An 18614-nucleotide genomic window follows, 5' to 3' on the forward strand; every position below is an offset into this window, starting at 1 on the left:
GTTTTTTTTCTGTTGTGGGTCTTTTGACCGCCACGGGCTAAAAATACGCGAGCGACTAGACTTAAAGCAGGGAAAGGCATTTTTCAGACAGACAAAATGCAGAAATAGGTATTTTCTATGAATGTTTAAAACAGACGACTTATCCGGTGTTATAACCTTGTCGAGGCTGCGGGATAAGCCGTACGAGATATGATGAATTGCTATGAATTCAGAGGGATAAAAATTATCCCCGTGTCTATTCTGCCTGGATGCGCCATCGATTTATCGTGTTGCCGAGCGTAAATCCGGGCGTTTGGCAAATACCCCCGCAAAACAAACGGTTGAAGTGATAATCATTATCACTAACATGGGCGGTAAGCCAGATCGGCTGTAGTAAACACGAATGTGAGGTAGGCCATATGCATACGGAAGATGTTGGTACTTTTTCTTTGGCAGATAACGTCTGGCAAGGCATTTCGCTGAGCGACAGCGCGGTGAAGCAGATAATCAGACTCATGCAGCAGGATGCTCAGGTGAAAGGGCTGCAACTCGGCGTCAAACAATCCGGTTGCGCAGGCTTTGCCTATGTACTGGATTTGACCCGCGAACCGGCCAGCGACGATCTGTTGTTCGAACGTGACGGGGCCAAGCTGTTCGTGCCGCTCAAAGCGATGCCGTTTCTCGATGGCACCACGGTAGATTTTGTTCGGGAAGGGCTGAATCAGATGTTCAAATTTAATAACCCTAAAGCTCAGAACGCCTGCGGGTGCGGTGAGAGCTTTGGCGTTTAAGCGATGCAATCAACATGACACGAAGCAACGTAGAAACAGCGAAAGATGTACCGGCTTGGGTCAGCGAAGGTCGCTACAAGGAAGGATTCTTTACCCAACTGGCCACCGATGAGTTGGCCAAAGGTATCAACGAAGAGGTGGTGCGCGCTATCTCGGCCAAGCGTAACGAACCCGAGTGGATGCTGGAATTCCGCCTGGAGGCTTACCGTGCCTGGCTGCAAATGGAAGAGCCACACTGGCTGAAAGCCCACTATGACAAGCTTAACTATCAGGATTACAGCTACTATTCAGCGCCGTCCTGCGGCAGCTGTGATGATGCCTGCGGTTCTCAGCCTGGGGCGGAGCAGCAGCCTGGTGCCAGTACGGAAAACGGCTACCTGACCAGCGAGGTTGAACTGGCGTTTAATCAGTTGGGTGTACCTGTACGTGAAGGTAGCGAAGTGGCGGTAGACGCCATTTTCGACTCGGTTTCCGTCGCGACCACCTACCGTGAAAAGCTGGCGGAGAGTGGGGTGATCTTCTGCTCGTTCGGTGAGGCCATTCACGACCATCCAGACTTGGTACGTAAGTATCTGGGCCGAGTGGTGCCACATAACGACAACTTCTTTGCCGCACTAAACGCTGCGGTGGCTTCCGACGGCACCTTAGTCTACGTGCCGAAGGGCGTACGCTGCCCAATGGAGCTTTCCACCTATTTCCGTATTAACGCTGCGAAAACCGGCCAGTTTGAACGTACCATTCTGATTGCCGATGAAGGCAGCTACGTCAGCTATATCGAAGGCTGCTCAGCGCCGGTACGTGACAGCTATCAACTGCACGCGGCGGTGGTAGAAGTGATCCTGCATAAAGACGCCGAAGTGAAGTATTCCACGGTGCAAAACTGGTTCTCCGGCGGCGGCGAAAGCAAGGGCGGCATTCTTAACTTCGTCACCAAGCGTGCGCTGTGTGAAGGCTCAGGGTCCAAAATGTCGTGGACACAGTCGGAAACCGGCTCGGCCATCACCTGGAAATACCCAAGCGTGATCTTGCAGGGCGACAACTCGATCGGTGAGTTTTTCTCGGTGGCGCTGACCAGCGGCTACCAACAGGCGGATACTGGCACCAAGATGATCCACATTGGTAAAAACACCAGGTCGACCATTATTGCCAAAGGGATCTCCGCCGGGCACAGCCAAAATACTTATCGTGGGCTGGTGAAAATCCTGCCTGGGGCGGAAAACGCCCGTAACTTTACCCAGTGCGATTCGATGCTGATCGGGCCCAACAGCGGGGCGCATACCTTCCCCTATGTGGAAACGCGTAATAACAGCGCCCAGCTTGAGCATGAGGCTACCACCTCGAAGATTGGTGACGATCAACTGTTCTACTGCCTGCAACGGGGCATCAGCGAAGATAACGCTATCTCGATGATCGTCAATGGTTTCTGTAAGGACGTGTTCTCCGAGCTGCCGCTGGAGTTTGCCGTGGAGGCACAGAAGTTACTGGCTATCAGCCTGGAACACAGCGTCGGTTAAGCACCCGCATTTATAGCGCAGCAGCGCGATCTGAGGACACAGCATGTTAAGTATCAAGAATTTGCACGTCAGCGCCGAAGGTAATGAAATCCTCAAGGGGCTGAGCCTGGACATCAAACCGGGTGAAGTGCACGCCATTATGGGGCCGAATGGCTCTGGCAAAAGCACGCTTTCCGCCACGTTGGCTGGCCGGGAAGAGTATGAGGTCACCGCTGGGGAAGTGACGTTTAAAGGTAAAGATCTACTGGAGCTGGCTCCTGAGGATCGGGCCGGTGAGGGCGTATTCCTGGCATTCCAGTATCCGGTAGAGATCCCCGGCGTCAGCAACCATTTCTTCCTGCAGACCTCGGTGAATGCGGTACGTAATTACCGTGGCCAAGAGGCGCTGGATCGCTTCGACTTTGCCGACTTTATCGAACAGAAGATCGAGTTGCTGAATATGCCAGCGGATCTGTTGACCCGTTCGGTCAACGTCGGTTTTTCCGGCGGTGAGAAGAAGCGCAACGACATCCTGCAAATGGCCGCGCTGGAGCCGGAGCTGTGCATTCTGGATGAAACGGACTCCGGGCTGGATATTGATGCCCTGAAGATCGTCGCCAACGGCGTCAATTCGCTGCGTGACGGCAAGCGCGCCTTTATTATTGTCACCCACTATCAGCGTATTCTCGATTACATCAAACCGGATTACGTTCACGTGCTTTCCCAGGGGCGCATAGTGAAGTCCGGTGATTTCTCGTTGGTGAAACAGCTGGAGGAGCAGGGTTATGGCTGGCTTTCCGACCAACAGTAATTCACGGGCACTACAGCAAATGTACAGCCTGTTCGAAGCGCGCGGCGGCGAGCGTTCTGCGCATGCGTTAGCCCATTGGCAGCAGGCTTTGCGCCAAGGCTGGCCGACTCGCAAGCAGGAAAACTGGAAATATACTCCGTTGGAAGGCTTGCTGGAGCAGCAGTTTCTAGAGCCTGTAGACAACGAGCTCAGTGCGGAGCAGCGTGACAAGTTGGCGTTGAAAATCGATGCGTATCGCCTGGTGTTTGTCGATGGGCGCTTATGTCCTCAACTGAGCGATGAGGATCTTGGCGACTACCGGTTTACCAGGGTGGCCTATGATGCGCCACTCACGCTGCCGGATCCGATCCAGCCTGAAATTTTCCTGCATTTGACAGAAAGCCTGGCACAGGAAATCAGCGTGATTAGCCTGGCGGCTGGCAAAGATCCGGTTAAACCCCTTTATCTGTTGCATATCAGCACCGGTCGCGAGCAGCCCGGAGAAGTGAATACGTTGCATCACCGGCATCATCTGGAGATTGCTAGTGGCGCAAGAGCTTCAGTCATCGAACACTACACCAGCGTCACTGCTGCGGCTCACTTCACCGGTGCGCGCTTGACCGTGACGGTGGGTGATAATGCCGAGCTGCATCATTGCAAACTGGCGTTTGAGAGCCAGGCCAGTTATCACTTTGCCCATAACGACCTGCTGGTTGGCCGCGATGCGCGGGTTAAAAGCGACAGCTTCCTGCTCGGGGCGGGGCTGACACGCCACCACACCAGTGCGCAGTTAAACGGTGAGGGGAGCAATCTGGTCATCAATAGCCTGGTGCTGCCGGTAGGTAAAGAGGTATGCGATACCCGTACCTATCTGGAACACAACAAAGGCTACTGCGAAAGCCGCCAACTGCACAAAACGGTGGTCAGCGATCGAGCCAAAGCGGTGTTCAACGGCATGATCAAGGTCGCGCAACATGCGATCAAAACCGACGGGCAAATGAACAACCACAACCTGTTGTTGGGCAAGGTGGCGGAGGTAGATACCAAACCGCAGTTGGAAATCTACGCCGATGATGTCAAATGTAGCCACGGTGCCACCGTGGGCCGGATCGATGAAGAGCAGCTGTTCTATCTGCAATCGCGTGGTATTGATAAGCACGCGGCGCAGCAGATGATCATCTTTGCCTTTGCCGCTGAACTGACGGAGGGCATTGCCGACCCGGTCATACGGGAGTTGGTGCTGACTCGTATCGCCGATCGTTTACCCCAGGAGGCGGCATGAGTTATCCCCTGGAACAGGTACGTAGTGATTTTCCTTTGCTGGCTCGGGAGGTCAATGGGCAACCGTTGGCTTATCTGGACAGTGCTGCGAGCGCGCAGAAACCGCAGAGCGTGATTGACCGCGAACTGGATTTCTACCGTCACGGTTATGCCGCGGTTCACCGCGGCATTCATACGTTGAGCGCCGAAGCTACCCAGCAGATGGAGGGCGTGCGTGAGCAAGTGGCGCGCTTTATCAACGCGGATTCTGCAGAAGAAATCGTGTTCGTCAAAGGTACTACCGAAGGCATTAATCTGGTGGCGAACAGTTTTGGCCGCCATTTGCTGACGGCGGGCGATAGCATCATCATCACCGAGATGGAGCACCACGCCAACATTGTGCCATGGCAAATGTTGGCGCAAGAGCGTGGCATCACGCTGCGTGTTTGGCCATTGCAGCCAGACGGCACCTTGGATCTGGCGCAACTGCCGGGCCTGATCGATGCCTCCACCAAGCTGTTGGCGATCACCCAGGTATCGAACGTGCTCGGAACCGTCAACCCACTGCATAAGATCGTTCCCGTGGCCAAAGCGGCTGGGCTGAAAGTGCTGGTGGATGGCGCTCAGGCGGTGATGCATCAGCGTATCGATGTCCAGGCGCTTGACTGTGATTTCTATGTGTTCTCCGGCCACAAGCTGTATGGGCCTAGCGGTATCGGTATTCTGTATGGTAAGCAAGCGTTGCTGGAACAGATGCCACCGTGGGAAGGTGGCGGCGCGATGATCCAACGGGTAAGCCTGACACAAGGCACTACCTTTGCAGCGCCTCCCTGGCGTTTTGAGGCCGGTTCACCTAATACGGCAGGTATGATGGGGCTGGGGGCGGCCATCGACTATGTCGAGGCTTTGGGGCTGGAAAACATCCACGAGTACGAGCAATCTTTAATGCGCTACGCATTGGATGGATTGCAGCAGGTGCCAACGCTGAAGATCTATGGCCCAGCACAGCGTGCCGGCGTGATTGCCTTTAACCTGGGTGAACACCATGCCTACGATGTGGGCAGTTTCCTGGATCAATACGGCATTGCGATCCGCACCGGACACCACTGCGCCATGCCGCTGATGGAATTCTACCGGGTGCCAAGTATGTGCCGTGCCTCGCTGGCGTTGTACAATACCCGCCAGGAAGTGGATCGGCTGGTCGCCGGTTTGCAGCGCATCCACAGCTTGTTAGGCTAATCATTAAAGGGAGCCCCATGGCGCATTTGCCGGACAAAGATAAATTGGTGCGTAATTTTTCTCGCTGCCTGAATTGGGAAGAGAAGTACCTGTATGTGATCGAACTGGGTAGCCAGTTGCCACCGCTGGATGAAAGCGAGCGGCAGGCGGCTAACCTGATTTCTGGCTGCCAAAGCCAGGTCTGGATCGTGATGAGCAACAACGCGCAAGGGCAGGTTGAGTTTCATGGTGATAGCGATGCTGCTATCGTCAAGGGGCTACTGGCGGTGGTGTTTATTGTTTATCACCAGCTTACGCCGCAGCAAATTCTCGATCTGGATGTACGCCCATTCTTCAGCGAACTGGCCTTGAGCCAACATCTGACGCCTTCCCGTTCTCAAGGTTTGGAAGCGATGATCCGCGCTATTCGCAGTAAAGCGGCCCAGCTCGCCTGACCGGGCACCCAAGGCTTATTGACGGCACGTTATGTCAATGAGCCTTTACAATTCCTGCCAAACTCCGCCGGTTTTCCGCAAATCATAGTTATTTCAGTCAGTTACTCGTTGACGATGCATTGACAATTCCTGCGTTTGATTACGTTATAACATGTTGATTTTTTACAATTTATTGCCTTTAAACAGGTTCTTGCTAATATCGAACGAGTATTTGTCTTATTTACCTGCTGGCCAGCGACCGCTAGCCTTGCAATGAACCGTAATAACAATAGGGATCAGAATGAAACGTGCGTTGACTCTAATGGGCGTGTTATTCGCCACCGTACTGACCGGCACCCAGGCCGCCAGTGCGAACGAATACCCATTGCCGCCGCCAGGCAGCCGCCTGATTGGTGAGAATACAATTTACAACGTGCCAAACGATGGCCGTTCGCTGGAAGCCATTGCGGCAGACTACAAGATTGGGCTGTTGGGCATGCTGGAGGCCAACCCGGGTACCGATCCCTATCTGCCTAAACCGGGGTCGGCGCTGACGATCCCAACACAGATGCTACTGCCGGATACTCCACGTGAAGGAATTGTGGTCAATCTGGCAGAACTGCGCTTGTACTATTACCCGAAAGGGGAAGATAAGGTGATTGTCTATCCGATCGGTATTGGCCAGACCGGTATGAATACGCCGCTGAAGGTGACCTCGGTCAGCCAGAAGATCCCGAATCCAACCTGGACACCCACCGCCAACATTCGTAAGCGCTACCAGTCACAGGGCGTTACCCTGCCAGCGGTAATACCGGCTGGGCCAGAGAATCCAATGGGGCTGTTTGCCATGCGTCTGGCCATGGGGCACGGTGAATACCTGATCCACGGCACCAATGCCAACTTTGGTATCGGAATGCGTGTGAGCTCAGGCTGTATCCGCCTGCGCCCGGACGATATCGAAGCGCTGTTCAACCAGGTGCCACAAGGCACCAGAGTGCAAATCGTCAATGAACCGGTGAAGGTCTCCGTTGAGCCAGACGGCAAACGCTATGTAGAAGTGCATCAGCCATTGTCCAGAGTGGCCAGTGACGATCCGCAGACCATGCCGATCGCGCTTTCTAAAAATCAGAAAGCCTTTGCTGCCGATCCACAAACCGATAAGGCAATGCTCGACAGCGCCATTGTACGGCGTTCTGGTATGCCAGTGCTGGTCAGTGTAGGGCAAGAGCCTTCTGAGGTCGCTACACCGTCTACAGCGCTTCCTGGTGAGGGAGCTGACACCTCTGACGAGTCTGGGGCACCGATTAGCTCGGTGAACTGAGTTACGGCATTGTGTAAGGGCGTGGTATTCCCCTTGTGTCACCAATCTGAAGCCTGGCGTTGAGCCGGGCTTTTTTTTGCCTGCAAGGGGGTAAATGAGAGGCAAAAAAAAAACGGTGCACAATGTGCACCGTTTTCAATAACCGAAGCAAACTTACTTTTTGTAAGCGTGTGCTTGGTTGTCCAGACGCTGGTTAGCGCGCGCTGCGTCGTCTTTAGCTGCTTGAACGTCAGAACGGATTGCGTTCACGTCGTTGCTCAGCTGATCAACTTTAGCGTTCAGAGTCTGAACGTCAGAAGACAGTTGATCGATTTTAGCGTTGCTTGAGCAACCAGCCAGCATAGTAGAAGCCAGGATTACCGCGCCCAGTACCAGTTTAGTACGATTCATTATAACACCCTCTAGATTGAGTTAATCTCCATGTAGCGTTACAAGTATTACACAAACTTTTTTCGAAAGAGAATAAATTTTTTGTATTAGGGCCCTTTATTTTGATCGTTCGCTCAAACTTGCATCTTGTTTTGCAAAATAGTTAAAAAATCGAAGGAAAACAGCCTGATTCTATGGGACAACTCTCAAATGAAATTGGCGAAATAAACCGCTTTAATGGTTGCGTTTTTCTGAAAGTACAGTATTGCAGATAAAAAAAACGCCGCTAAGCGGCGTTTGGGTCACAGATTTGTTGTCACGTTTATTATTACAGCACGTGAACCGAGGCAGTATTGGTGGTGCCGCTTGGTACCAGAGCACCAGAAACCATCACTACGACGTCGCCTTTCTGTGCCAGGCCGCTCGCCAAAGCAACTTCTTTACCAATGCGGTAGAAGTCGTCGGTAGAAGCAATTTCTTTGACCATCTGAGTGGTGATACCTTTGCTCAGGATCAACTGACGGGCAGTGACTTCGTTGGTCGTCAGCGCCAGGATTACGGCGTTAGGGAAGTACTTACGCACAGATTTGGCCGACTTGCCGCCGCTGGTGGCAACAACGATCAGTGGCGCGTCCAGTTTTTCGGCAGTTTCTACCGCACCGCGGCATACCGCTTCGGTGATACGCAGTTTACGGTTGTCGTTCAGGGTGTCGATACGGCTAGGCATCACGCGATCGGTACGTTCGCAGATGGTTGCCATGATGGTAACGGCTTCCAGCGGGTATTTACCCTTGGCGCTTTCACCAGACAGCATAACCGCATCGGTACCGTCCAGGATGGCGTTGGCAACGTCACCGGCTTCTGCACGGGTAGGGCGCGGGTTCTTGATCATTGAATCCAGCATCTGGGTCGCGGTGATAACGACTTTGCGTGCACGGTTACACTTCTCGATCATCATCTTCTGCGCGAAGATCACTTCTTCAACCGGGATTTCAACACCCAGATCGCCACGAGCTACCATGATGCCGTCAGACGCTTCAAGGATTTCGTCGAAGTTGTTCAGGCCTTCCTGGTTTTCGATCTTGGAGATGATCTGAATGTTTTCGCCGCCGTGGGCTTTCAGGTGCTCACGGATTTCCAGCACGTCGGAACGCTTACGGATAAAGGAAGCCGCAACGAAGTCTACGCCTTGCTCACAACCGAAGATCAGGTCACGTTTGTCTTTTTCGGCCAGCGCTGGCAGCTGAATGGAAACGCCTGGCAGGTTAACGCCTTTGTTTTCGCCCAGATCGCCGCTGTTCAGTACCTTACAAACCACTTCGCTTTCGGTAACCGCAGTCACTTCCATACCGATCAGGCCATCATCCACCAGTACGGTGTTGCCAATTTTCAGGTCGGCAGCAAAGCCAGGGTAGGTCACCGCAACGCGCTCTTTGTTGCCGATAACGCTCTGGTCGGTGGTGAAGGTGAAGGTCTGGCCAGCAACCAGGGCTGCATCAACGCCACCTTCCAGCTTCATGGTACGGATTTCCGGGCCTTTGGTATCGAGCAGGATACCGGCGTTTTTACCGGTTTTGGCAATGACCGCACGCATGTTCTTGATGCGGTTACCGTGTTCTTCATAATCGCCGTGGGAGAAGTTAAGGCGCATTACGTTCATGCCCGCGTTCAGCAGGCTGGTCAGCATTTCTTCCGACTCGGTTTTCGGGCCGATAGTACAAACAATTTTGGTCTTTTTCATGACGATTTTTTCTGCAAGTTGTGATGGATAATAAAACTAACGGTACCGGCGGCTAGGCCATCGGTAAGGGATTTGGGCTGTGCCTGGCAATGCAAAACATAGTTAAGGATAGGTGACCTTGGTCGAAATGGGGTGGAAAAATTCGGCCGATGCCCAGGTGCGGGTAGGCTGCGCAAAAAGCGAGGATGAGAATTTGTTGTAATTGCGTTTTCGCAGATCAAGGGCTGAAACCATTCAACTGAAAGACGTTGCGCATTATAAGGCTATGCGGCTGGAAACAAAACAAAAAACCGCAGTCGCTGGCAGGTTTGTACATAAAATCAGCAAATGTGGCGCAAATATGCCGTCTGCCAGCGGGTTTGTTGCGCAAATAGCATGACTGTAACGGATTATGTTTTGAAAAAATAACGTGACGGACTTCACGCTTTCAAGCGCTTTGCTGGATTTCCAGCAGGACTCCGTCATCCAGACAGAAACAGCCAAATACGGTAGCGGCAGGGATCGTCAACGTTTCCTGGGTCATCAGGGTATGCACGTCGCTGCCGACGGTGAACTCGAAGATCCCAGAAAGGATGCGGATTTGCTGGGGGTAGGGGCGTTTTTGCAGTTGGTCAAAGGTGCCTGCGGCAAACTTGACTTCCCAGGCGGTGCTCCCATCGCTCATTAGCCCTTGGCGGCGGGCGAGCCCATTGTCGAGTTGTTCGAACGGCAGCTGTGATTTAAAAACCGACATCAAAATTACCTCCATCAGGATACTGCGCTGATGATACGCGACGGGCTGACGCTCTGTCCGGTATTACTGTTAAATTGGGTTACCGTTAGGCGAGAGATAATACTGGGAAGCGAAACAAAACAAGAAGTGGTGCGTCCGAATGGACTCGAACCATCGACCCCCACCATGTCAAGGTGGTGCTCTAACCAACTGAGCTACGGACGCACTGTGCTACTTTCAGGAATTTGGTGCGTCTGAATGGACTCGAACCATCGACCCCCACCATGTCAAGGTGGTGCTCTAACCAACTGAGCTACAGACGCATCTTTTTCCTCTCTGTCATGGCTGACAGCGGGGACGAATATTAACGAGCAACCCGGCCGCTGGCAAGGGGAAAAACGCAATTTTATTTGGTATTTCACGCGATTGCTGAGCTTATGTGCAGTAAGGCGGTTTTTTCTGCAATGGCTGGCGAGGAACTCGCCGGTTTGCCTGTGACAAACCGGCGAACGCTATTAACGGGTGGAACGCTGCAAAATCAACGCCGGGGGTTGGCGCTGTAACCAACGCATCCTCAATACCATCATGATAGCGGCGAAGGTCAGGCCGATAATAAAGCCGAACCAGAATCCGCTTGGCCCCATCGCCGGCACGATGTAGTCCGTCAGCGCCAGCAGATAGCCGCTTGGCAATCCGAGAACCCAATAGGCCACAAAGGTGATGTAGAAGATTGCCCGGGTATCTTTGTAGCCCCGTAGAATACCGCTACCGATCACCTGGATGGAGTCGGATATCTGGTAAATCGCCGCCAGCAGCATCAGATGGGAGGCCATGGTCACGACCGCAGGGTTATCGTTATACAGCAGGGCGATAGACTCGCGGAATGCGGCGGTGAACAACGCCGAGCAACTGGCCATGGCGATGCCAACGGCAATCGCCGCATAGGCGGCAATCCGAGCGCCCTCTACCGAGCCCTCGCCCAGCCGGTGCCCAACGCGGATGGTGGCCCCAACGCCGAGCGACAGCGGCAGTACAAACATCAGTGAGCTGAAGTTCAGGGCAATCTGGTGCCCGGCAACCGCGACGATACCCAGCGGTGAAACCAGTAATGCCACCACGGCAAACAGCGTCACCTCAAAGAACAAGGCCAAGGCAACCGGTAGGCCAATGCCGATCAGGCGTTTTAACGCTTGCCAGTCCGGACCACGATGTGCGCCTTGCTCCAGCTTGATATCCCGCAACGAGGACGCACGTTTGGCATACCAGCGCATCATCAGGAACATCATCCAATACACGCTGGCGGTGGCGACACCACAACCGACGCCGCCCATTTCCGGCATGCCAAACTTGCCGAAAATCAATATGTAGTTGATCGGGATGTTGATCAACAGACCCAAAAAGCCGATTACCATGCCGGGCTTGGTTTTGGATAAGCCTTCACATTGGCCACGGACGACCTGGAAGAACAAATAGCCGGGAGCTCCCCACATAATGGCATGCAGGAAACCAACGGCTTTTTCAGCCAGCAGCGGATCGATGTTGTGCATCATGTCGATCACCAACTGGCTGTTATAAATCACGGCGATAATCAGTAGTGAAACCCCTGATGCCAGCCAAAAGCCCTGGCGCACCTGATACGCGATACGATCGCGGCGACCCGCGCCGTTGAGTTGGGCGATTACTGGGGTCAAGGCCAGCAGTAAACCGTGGCCGAACAGAATGGTCGGCAGCCAGATAGAGGTCCCGACGGCAACGGCGGCCATATCCGTGGCGCTATAAGAGCCAGCCATGATGGTATCGACCACGCCCATTGCGGTTTGGGATATTTGCGCGATGATGACCGGAATTGCGAGGGCCAATAAACTACGCGCCTCAATAAAGTACTTCTGCACGTATACACCTTTCTAATTATTTATGGGGAAGGGGTGTCGCTGCATCAGCAACAACTAAAAACTGCGGAATATGCCCAAAAGATTGTACCTGCTAGCCGGGTTTTAGCAAAGGTTGTAACGAAATAGTTATACCGGCCGTCTTTCAAGCTGTAGCTTGAAATCCATAGAGTATCTATCCGTCGCCTTGAAACTACAGCGTTGTTAGCTGAGGACACTAATCCCAGGATATAAACTAGGCAAGCACTGCTTTTTTGCCGTTGTGCGTTTGGTTTTCTGCCGTAACTGGGGCAAACTGCTTACAGCGCGTTGAACATAGTCATAAAGAAGAGGCCAACATGTTTACCGGTATCGTACAAGGCACCGCCCCGCTGGTTGCCATTGATGAAAAACCCAACTTCCGTACCCACGTTGTTGAAATGCCTGATGAGCTGTTACCAGGGCTGGAGTTGGGGGCCTCGGTGGCCCACAACGGCTGCTGTCTGACCGTCACGGAGATCGCAGGCAATCGCGTCAGCTTTGACCTGATCAAAGAGACCCTGCGGCTGACCAATCTTGGCGATCTTAAACTGGGTGATGTGGTCAATCTGGAAAGAGCCGCCAAGTTTAACGATGAAATCGGCGGGCACCTGATGTCCGGGCATATTATCTGTACCGCGGAAGTCACCAAGATTTATACCTCGGAAAATAATCGCCAGATCTGGCTGCGTATGCCGAATATCGATTTGATGAAATATGTGCTGCATAAGGGTTTCATCGGCATCGATGGCATTAGCCTGACCATAGGCGAGGTGGTCAATAACCGTTTCTGTGTGCATTTGATCCCGGAAACCCTTGAGCGCACCACGCTGGGTAAAAAGCGCCTGGGCGACAAGGTCAATATAGAAATCGATCCGCAAACTCAAGCGGTGGTGGATACCGTCGAGCGTGTGCTAGCCAATCGTGAGGCTGTGTTAGCTGTCACCAAGCCGCCAGTACCCTAAGCCTGAGAATCCTGTACCGATAACCCTACATAGGAGCCAAACGTGAAGTTTTATGGGAAAACGATGATGCTAGCGGCGCTGTTGGCGCTGACCGCCTGTTCAAGCTCCCCAGAACAGGCGAACTCACAGTCTGCCGAGGCTGAAGATGATACCTGCGGTGCATCGCAGTATCAGAATTATGTGGGTAAACCGTTGTCTGCGTTGGACGGGGTTAATATTCCCCAGCAGGTACGGACTATTCCTTATAACTCTATGGTAACCATGGACTTCAATCTAAAGCGCTTGAACTTCCTGGGTGACAGTGAAGACAAAATCATTCGCGTTTATTGCGGTTAATAACCCTTTACCCCAACCCTGTGGGTTGGGGTAAAGGATTTTAGCGGGGAACTCGCAGACCGCCTTCGACACCTTTAGGGCTGAATACTACCTGCCAAAGTTGAATATCGCGAGCGCGGAACGCTCCTGCGCAGGCATTAAGGTAATAACTGAACATCCTTTCAAAACGTTCGGAATAGCGCGATGCCAGCAGTGGCCAGCTCTGTTTGAAACGTTCATACCAGGCCATCAGGGTGCGATCGTAATCTGCGCCGATATTATGCCAATCTTCCATGACGAAACGGCCTTCGCTGGCCTGGGCAATATGTTTCACCGACGGCAGACAGCCGTTGGGGAAGATATATTTATTGATCCACGGATCAACGTTCATATCGGTCTCGTTGGAACCAATGGTATGCAACAGGAAAATGCCATCGGGTTTTAAATTACGTTCCACTACCTCGAAATAGGTTCGGTAGTTCTTCGGCCCAACGTGTTCGAACATGCCGACTGAGACGATGCGGTCAAACTGCTGGTGGAGATCGCGGTAGTCCTGCAGTAGAATTTCCACGTCCAGACCGGCACAGCGCTCTTGCGCCATTTTCTGCTGTTCTGCGGAGATGGTGACCCCCACCATGGAAACGCCGTAGTGCTTGGCCGCATACGTAGACAGGCCGCCCCAGCCACAGCCGATATCCAATACCCGCATACCAGGCCGCAGGTGCAGTTTTTCGCAAATTAGCCGTAGCTTGGCCTCTTGCGCTTCTTCCAACGTCGTGGCCTGTTGCCAATAGCCGCAGGAATATTGCATATAGGGATCCAGCATCTGGGTAAACAAATCGTTACCCAGGTCGTAATGCTCCTTGCCAACGATCCAGGCGCGTTTTTGGGATTGCAGATTGGTCAGGCGGGCGGCGGCAATACGCAAGATATCCTTCAGGTGGTGGGGCAGTTTCTTTTCCAGGCCAGCTGCGACAACCCGCTGAAAAAATATGTCCAGCCGTTCGCACTCCCACCAACCGTCCATATAGCTTTCGCCCAGCCCCAGAGAGCCGTCTTGCAGTACGCGTTTAAAGAAATTGGGATTATTGATCTGAATATCGAAAGGGCGTGAACCATTGATTTCAATACCGGCCATGCTAAGCATTTCATGAGCGATACGATACCAATGGTTATCCTGGATGCTCAGATCTTCTATACACGATGAACTCATAGCTTCTCCATCACCTTCTTCTGACTTATGATCCTGCAGAATTTAATGTAGCCAATTTCTACAGGGACATACGTATACCTACGGTAAAAATTCACCGTGGTGTCTGAAATTCGACTTGAACAGAGGAAATTTAAGAGACTCCCTGCGTCAAAGGACGCGGGTAAATGCAACCTTAAATAAAGTGTGATGCCATCCACGTACGCAGCAGTTGCTGCAATAAGAGCTTAGTATAACTGTTATTCTAAAAGGTCGTTTTTGAGTATAGGCTTGCCGAGGCGTAGACTCAACTGCAAATCGCGCTCGGCAAGAATTTTCATTAAGTGACTATTTACAGAGATAATTATGACACGGAGTCGACACGCTCCTGCCGTGTTACCTGCGTTTCATCCGTTCCTTTCCCACGCTGCATCAGATAGCCCAAGGCTGCTAAAAATACGGTAGCAACCATTACGGTAACCGTGGCTAACAGCGGTTGGGCGATAAATGCCGAAACCAACAGGCTGGCGATAAAACATAATCCCAGCTGTAGCGTGTTTTGCAGCGCAGCGGCTTTGCCGCTGTTGTTGGGGAAGGGCATCAACGCATTGGCCACTAAAATAGGATAGCTGGCACCGTTAACTAATGCCATAAAGCAGAACGGGATCAACAGTGTGGTCAACGTCGGTTCGCTCAGGGTGGCAATCAGATACAGTGCTACCATGCTGATGCCATAAGCTACCAGCAGCCATGGCAACAAGGTTTTGCCAGAAATGCGATTTAAGGCGCTACGGCAGCTGTAACCCCCCAATAAGAAAGCCAGCGTTTGTGGCACATAGCTTAGGCCAATATCGTTAGGGCTATACCCCATATCGCCGAGGATAAAGGGTGAGCCCGTCAGCCAGGCGAAGAAGCCGGCAGAACAGGCGGCAAAAACCATCACGTTGCCGCTGAAGACCGGGGATTTCAAGATCTGCATAAAGCCAAGGCTGGGCTTTTTATCGGCGGAAGGTACCAGTCTGCTACGGTCTTTCAGCAGTAAGGTGGGGATCAGCAGCAGGGCGGTAATCCCCAACAGCACGGCGAAGATGGCCCGCCATCCCATATGGTTGAGCAACCAGGCGCCTAGCAGCGGGGCCAGCGCCGGAGAGAGTGCGACCAGCGGCATAATGGAGGCGAAAACGCGGTTGGCTTTGCCATCGCGGTAACGATCAACCACGATCGCCTGCCAGGTGACGGCGGCGGAACACACGCCAATGGCTTGGATAAAGCGCAGTGACCACAGTTGTGCCACGTTTTCGACCCACAGCATACCTAGACAGCCGACGGCGAACAGTGCCAGGCCAATCAATAACACGGGCTTACGGCCAATGCGGTCAGACAGCGGCCCCCACAGCAACTGGGCGAAGGCAAAGCCTGCCAGGAAGATACTCAGGCTGGCGCTGATCGCCCCAGCGGAGATTTGCAGATCCTGCTGCATGGCCCCAAAGGCGGGCAGGTACATATCGGTAGCCAGATAGCCCAACATACTTAGGCCGGCCAGGTAGAACATAAATCCAAAATTTCGCATTGCTATTTCTCGTTAAAATTATGTTGTCGCAGGTTTTGAAGCGCCGGCAAGTGTATACGGCTGGATCTCTGCTTGTGAAACGGTAATATTTGCAAGGTGCTGTTAAAAAATTTGAAGGCAAAGTTATGTGGTCTGAATATTCACTCGATGTGGTAGATGCGGTGGCGCGAACCGGTAGTTTCAGCGCAGCGGCGCAGGAATTGCATCGCGTTCCCTCGGCGGTGAGCTATACGGTGCGCCAACTGGAGCAATGGCTGGCGGTGCCGCTGTTTGAACGCCGTCACCGCGATGTGGAACTCACGCCAGCGGGGGCGCTGTTTGTTAAAGAAGCACGGGTTGTTATCAAAAAAATGCTCGATACCCGACGACAGTGTCAGCAGGTGGCCAACGGTTGGCGCGGGCAATTGCGGATTGCGGTCGATCTGATCGTCAAACCTCAGCGCAGCCGCCAACTGGTGCTGGATTTTTATCGCCATTTCCCCGACGTAGAACTGATAGTGCAGCCTGAAGTATTCAACGGCGTGTGGGATGCACTGGTCGATGGTCGCGCTGAGATGGCCATTGGTGCAACGCGGGCGGTGCCGGTCGGCGGCGGTTTTGCCTTTCGCGATATGGGTTTTATGAATTGGCTCTGCGTAGTACATGCTAAACATCCGCTCGCCGCCTTGCAAGGAAAGCTGCGCGACGATCAACTACGGCCTTATCCCTCGTTGCTGTTGGAGGATACTTCGCGCAATTTACCCAAGCGGGTGACCTGGTCGCTGGACAACCAGCGGCGGCTGACCGTGCCGGACTGGGTTTCGGCGGTAGATTGTTTGCGTGCCGGGCTGTGTGTGGGCATGGTGCCCGCGCATCGAGTATTGCCGTTGGTACAAAGTGGCGAACTGGTGGTGTTACCACTGCATGAGCCTTTCCCGCCCAGCGCCTGCTGCCTGACCTGGCAGCAAAACGCCCAGTCTCCGGCCATGGCCTGGCTGTTGGACTATCTTGGCGACAGCGAAACGCTGAATCAGGAATGGCTCAGTGAAGAGGGGCCGGGTGATTAATCGGGCGCGGCATATTGCGGCGCCCCTACGGAGAAATATGGGTTAAGAAATAGGACTTAGCGGCGGTAATCGACAAAAGGACCATCTGCCACGGAGCGACGCTCAATAAGTTTTGGATGCACTTCAATCACCTGCGACTCTTCACGCTTGCTGATGATGCGATCTAACAGCATGGTAAAGGCCATCTCGCCCAGGCGCTCTTTAGGCTGGTGAATGGTGGTCAGAGCGGGAGTGAAGTAGCGGGCATTACGCACGTTGTCGTAACCAATAACCGAGATATCCTGCGGTACACGCAACCCCAGCTCATCGGCGGCGCAAATCGCCCCCATGGCCATAATATCGCCGCCACAGAAAACGGCGGTTGGGCGATGCTTTTGCGACAGGATCTGATGCATGGCTTTGTAGCCAGATTCAGGCTCGAAATCCCCCTGCACGACCCATTCTTCGCGCACTTCGATGTTGGCTTCCTTCATGGCCTTCAGAAAGCCCTGGTGGCGACCTCCACCGGTATTACGCGCCAGTTGACCAGGAATGGCACCGATGTCCCGGTGGCCACGTTCGATCAGGTAGCGGCCTGCCAGGTAACCGCCCTCGAAGGCATTGTCGATAATGGTATCGGTGAAGTCTCCGCGCGCGGTACCCCAATCCATCACTACCATGGGAATATTACGGTAATCTTCCAGCATGCCCAGTAGCTGATCTGGATATTCTGAGCACATCACCAGCAGGCCATCGACGCGCTTTTGCGCCAACATCGCCAGATAGGCTTGCTGTTTATCCAGATTATTGTGCGAGTTACACAAGATCAGGGTATAGCCTTTGCTGTAACAGCTGTTTTCAACCGCTTCGATCACTTCGGCAAAATAGGGGGCCTCGCTCGAGGTGGCGAGCAAACCGATCGATTTGGTGTGATTGACCTTGAGACTGCGGGCTACGGCGCTGGGTGAATAGTGCAGCTCTTTGATGGCGGCCCAAACGGCCGTTTTGGTATCTTCGGCGACGAAACGCGTTTTATTGATAACGTGCGATACGGTAGTGGTAGAAACGCCAGCGCGTTTGGCCACATCTTTAATCGTTGCCATGTAAAAAATGACTCCTAAACCCACATGTTACAGCATGTAAGTATGATGTTAATCGTTTGCCTACGTAGATCCTTCCCCAGATAAGCGAAAACTGAGTTTTTAGTGCTGAAGTCGTAAATCGCTTGAACAGGGAGGGGCAGTTTATCGGTACGCAGTAGTGAACTGCGGATTTTGTCGCAAATTGAAGAAAAGTGGAAGAGCTAATCGGTAATTATCAGCGGGGAAATCAAAACAAGATTTTAATCACGGACTGTGGGAAAATGATTTGACGTATAAACTGTGTGGCTTATGCTCTGGAAAAGCCAATCTGAGAGGGAGTTGTATATGGATACCAATTTGAAGATGTCATTACTCACCACCGTGGGTGCTTTGGCAATGATTATTGCTTTCAGTTTTATTGCCGCATTGAACTGATCCGCAGCAGAAAAACAA

Annotated in this window: 18 protein-coding genes and 2 tRNA genes; 11 read left to right on the forward strand and 9 right to left on the reverse strand. The window is 52.9% G+C overall.

Going from position 1 to position 18614, the window contains the following annotated elements; all coding sequences use genetic code 11:
- Positions 1-398 precede the first annotated feature (398 nt).
- The 7 genes from sufA (at position 399) to IMQ33_RS04360 (ending at position 7286) form a co-directional block, all read left to right on the forward strand.
- Positions 399-770, forward strand: coding sequence for a Fe-S cluster assembly scaffold SufA (gene sufA / locus IMQ33_RS04330; protein WP_196062517.1), 372 nt, complete (start codon positions 399-401; stop codon positions 768-770).
- A 14-nt stretch (positions 771-784) separates the two neighbouring features.
- Complete coding sequence (gene sufB / locus IMQ33_RS04335; protein ID WP_196062518.1) at positions 785-2284, forward strand: Fe-S cluster assembly protein SufB; 1500 nt, start codon at positions 785-787, stop codon at positions 2282-2284.
- A gap of 43 nt (positions 2285-2327) precedes the next feature.
- Positions 2328-3074, forward strand: a complete 747-nt coding sequence (gene sufC / locus IMQ33_RS04340) for a Fe-S cluster assembly ATPase SufC (protein WP_021804565.1) — start codon at positions 2328-2330, stop codon at positions 3072-3074.
- Complete coding sequence (sufD, locus tag IMQ33_RS04345; RefSeq protein ID WP_196062519.1) at positions 3049-4335, forward strand: Fe-S cluster assembly protein SufD; 1287 nt, start codon at positions 3049-3051, stop codon at positions 4333-4335. The genes sufC and sufD overlap by 26 nt, the downstream gene beginning before the upstream one ends.
- On the forward strand, positions 4332-5552 hold the full coding sequence (gene sufS / locus IMQ33_RS04350; protein ID WP_196062520.1) for a cysteine desulfurase SufS: 1221 nt from the start codon (positions 4332-4334) through the stop codon (positions 5550-5552). The genes sufD and sufS overlap by 4 nt, the downstream gene beginning before the upstream one ends.
- A 17-nt stretch (positions 5553-5569) precedes the next feature.
- Entirely contained in the window at positions 5570-5986 is a 417-nt protein-coding gene (sufE, locus tag IMQ33_RS04355; RefSeq protein ID WP_065686102.1) for a cysteine desulfuration protein SufE, read from the forward strand.
- A 280-nt stretch (positions 5987-6266) separates the two neighbouring features.
- Positions 6267-7286 (forward strand): L,D-transpeptidase family protein, encoded by a 1020-nt coding sequence (locus IMQ33_RS04360; RefSeq protein WP_196062521.1) that lies wholly within the window; start codon positions 6267-6269, stop codon positions 7284-7286.
- A 153-nt stretch (positions 7287-7439) separates the two neighbouring features.
- On the opposite strand, the gene IMQ33_RS04365 is transcribed toward IMQ33_RS04360, so the two are convergent.
- The 6 genes from IMQ33_RS04365 to IMQ33_RS04390 form a co-directional block, all read right to left on the reverse strand.
- Positions 7440-7676 (reverse strand): major outer membrane lipoprotein, encoded by a 237-nt coding sequence (locus IMQ33_RS04365; protein WP_005165631.1) that lies wholly within the window; start codon positions 7674-7676, stop codon positions 7440-7442.
- Between the two features lie 307 nt (positions 7677-7983).
- Entirely contained in the window at positions 7984-9396 is a 1413-nt protein-coding gene (gene pykF, locus IMQ33_RS04370; protein WP_065686104.1) for a pyruvate kinase PykF, read from the reverse strand.
- 427 nt (positions 9397-9823) lie between these two features.
- On the reverse strand, positions 9824-10129 hold the full coding sequence (locus tag IMQ33_RS04375; RefSeq protein ID WP_161739709.1) for a cupin: 306 nt from the start codon (positions 10127-10129) through the stop codon (positions 9824-9826).
- Between the two features lie 127 nt (positions 10130-10256).
- A tRNA-Val gene (locus IMQ33_RS04380) sits at positions 10257-10333 on the reverse strand.
- Between the two features lie 21 nt (positions 10334-10354).
- Positions 10355-10431, reverse strand: a tRNA-Val gene (locus IMQ33_RS04385).
- Positions 10432-10623: 192 nt separating this feature from the next.
- Entirely contained in the window at positions 10624-12000 is a 1377-nt protein-coding gene (locus IMQ33_RS04390) for an MATE family efflux transporter (RefSeq protein WP_098931280.1), read from the reverse strand.
- Positions 12001-12335: 335 nt separating this feature from the next.
- Here IMQ33_RS04390 and IMQ33_RS04395 point away from each other — a divergent pair, with 335 nt between their 5' ends.
- Together IMQ33_RS04395 and IMQ33_RS04400 are read left to right on the forward strand one after the other, a co-directional pair.
- The gene (locus IMQ33_RS04395) at positions 12336-12980 is read left to right on the forward strand and encodes a riboflavin synthase subunit alpha (RefSeq protein WP_196062522.1); all 645 of its coding nucleotides are present in this window, start codon (positions 12336-12338) and stop codon (positions 12978-12980) included.
- A gap of 42 nt (positions 12981-13022) precedes the next feature.
- Positions 13023-13316, forward strand: coding sequence for an I78 family peptidase inhibitor (locus IMQ33_RS04400; RefSeq protein ID WP_037374799.1), 294 nt, complete (start codon positions 13023-13025; stop codon positions 13314-13316).
- A gap of 40 nt (positions 13317-13356) precedes the next feature.
- Here the strand turns inward: IMQ33_RS04400 and cfa are convergent, their stop codons facing one another.
- Both cfa and punC read right to left on the reverse strand, forming a co-directional pair.
- Positions 13357-14508: a cyclopropane fatty acyl phospholipid synthase gene (gene cfa / locus IMQ33_RS04405; RefSeq protein ID WP_196062523.1), complete on the reverse strand. Its 1152-nt coding sequence runs from the start codon at positions 14506-14508 to the stop codon at positions 13357-13359.
- A gap of 340 nt (positions 14509-14848) precedes the next feature.
- On the reverse strand, positions 14849-16054 hold the full coding sequence (gene punC / locus IMQ33_RS04410) for a purine nucleoside transporter PunC (RefSeq protein WP_065686109.1): 1206 nt from the start codon (positions 16052-16054) through the stop codon (positions 14849-14851).
- Between the two features lie 125 nt (positions 16055-16179).
- Here punC and punR point away from each other — a divergent pair, with 125 nt between their 5' ends.
- Complete coding sequence (gene punR, locus IMQ33_RS04415) at positions 16180-17100, forward strand: DNA-binding transcriptional activator PunR (RefSeq protein WP_065686110.1); 921 nt, start codon at positions 16180-16182, stop codon at positions 17098-17100.
- A gap of 56 nt (positions 17101-17156) precedes the next feature.
- On the opposite strand, the gene purR is transcribed toward punR, so the two are convergent.
- A complete protein-coding gene (gene purR, locus IMQ33_RS04420) occupies positions 17157-18182 on the reverse strand; it encodes an HTH-type transcriptional repressor PurR (protein ID WP_024529899.1) in 1026 nt (341 codons plus the stop codon).
- A gap of 324 nt (positions 18183-18506) precedes the next feature.
- Here purR and IMQ33_RS04425 point away from each other — a divergent pair, with 324 nt between their 5' ends.
- Positions 18507-18596 (forward strand): YnhF family membrane protein, encoded by a 90-nt coding sequence (locus IMQ33_RS04425; RefSeq protein WP_158006235.1) that lies wholly within the window; start codon positions 18507-18509, stop codon positions 18594-18596.
- Positions 18597-18614: the final 18 nt, after the last annotated feature.

It is taken from the genome of Serratia sp. Res13-Sevr-LER1-36-b, from assembly GCF_015673035.1.
In the GTDB taxonomy this organism is placed as follows: Bacteria; Pseudomonadota; Gammaproteobacteria; order Enterobacterales; family Enterobacteriaceae; genus Chania; species Chania fonticola_C.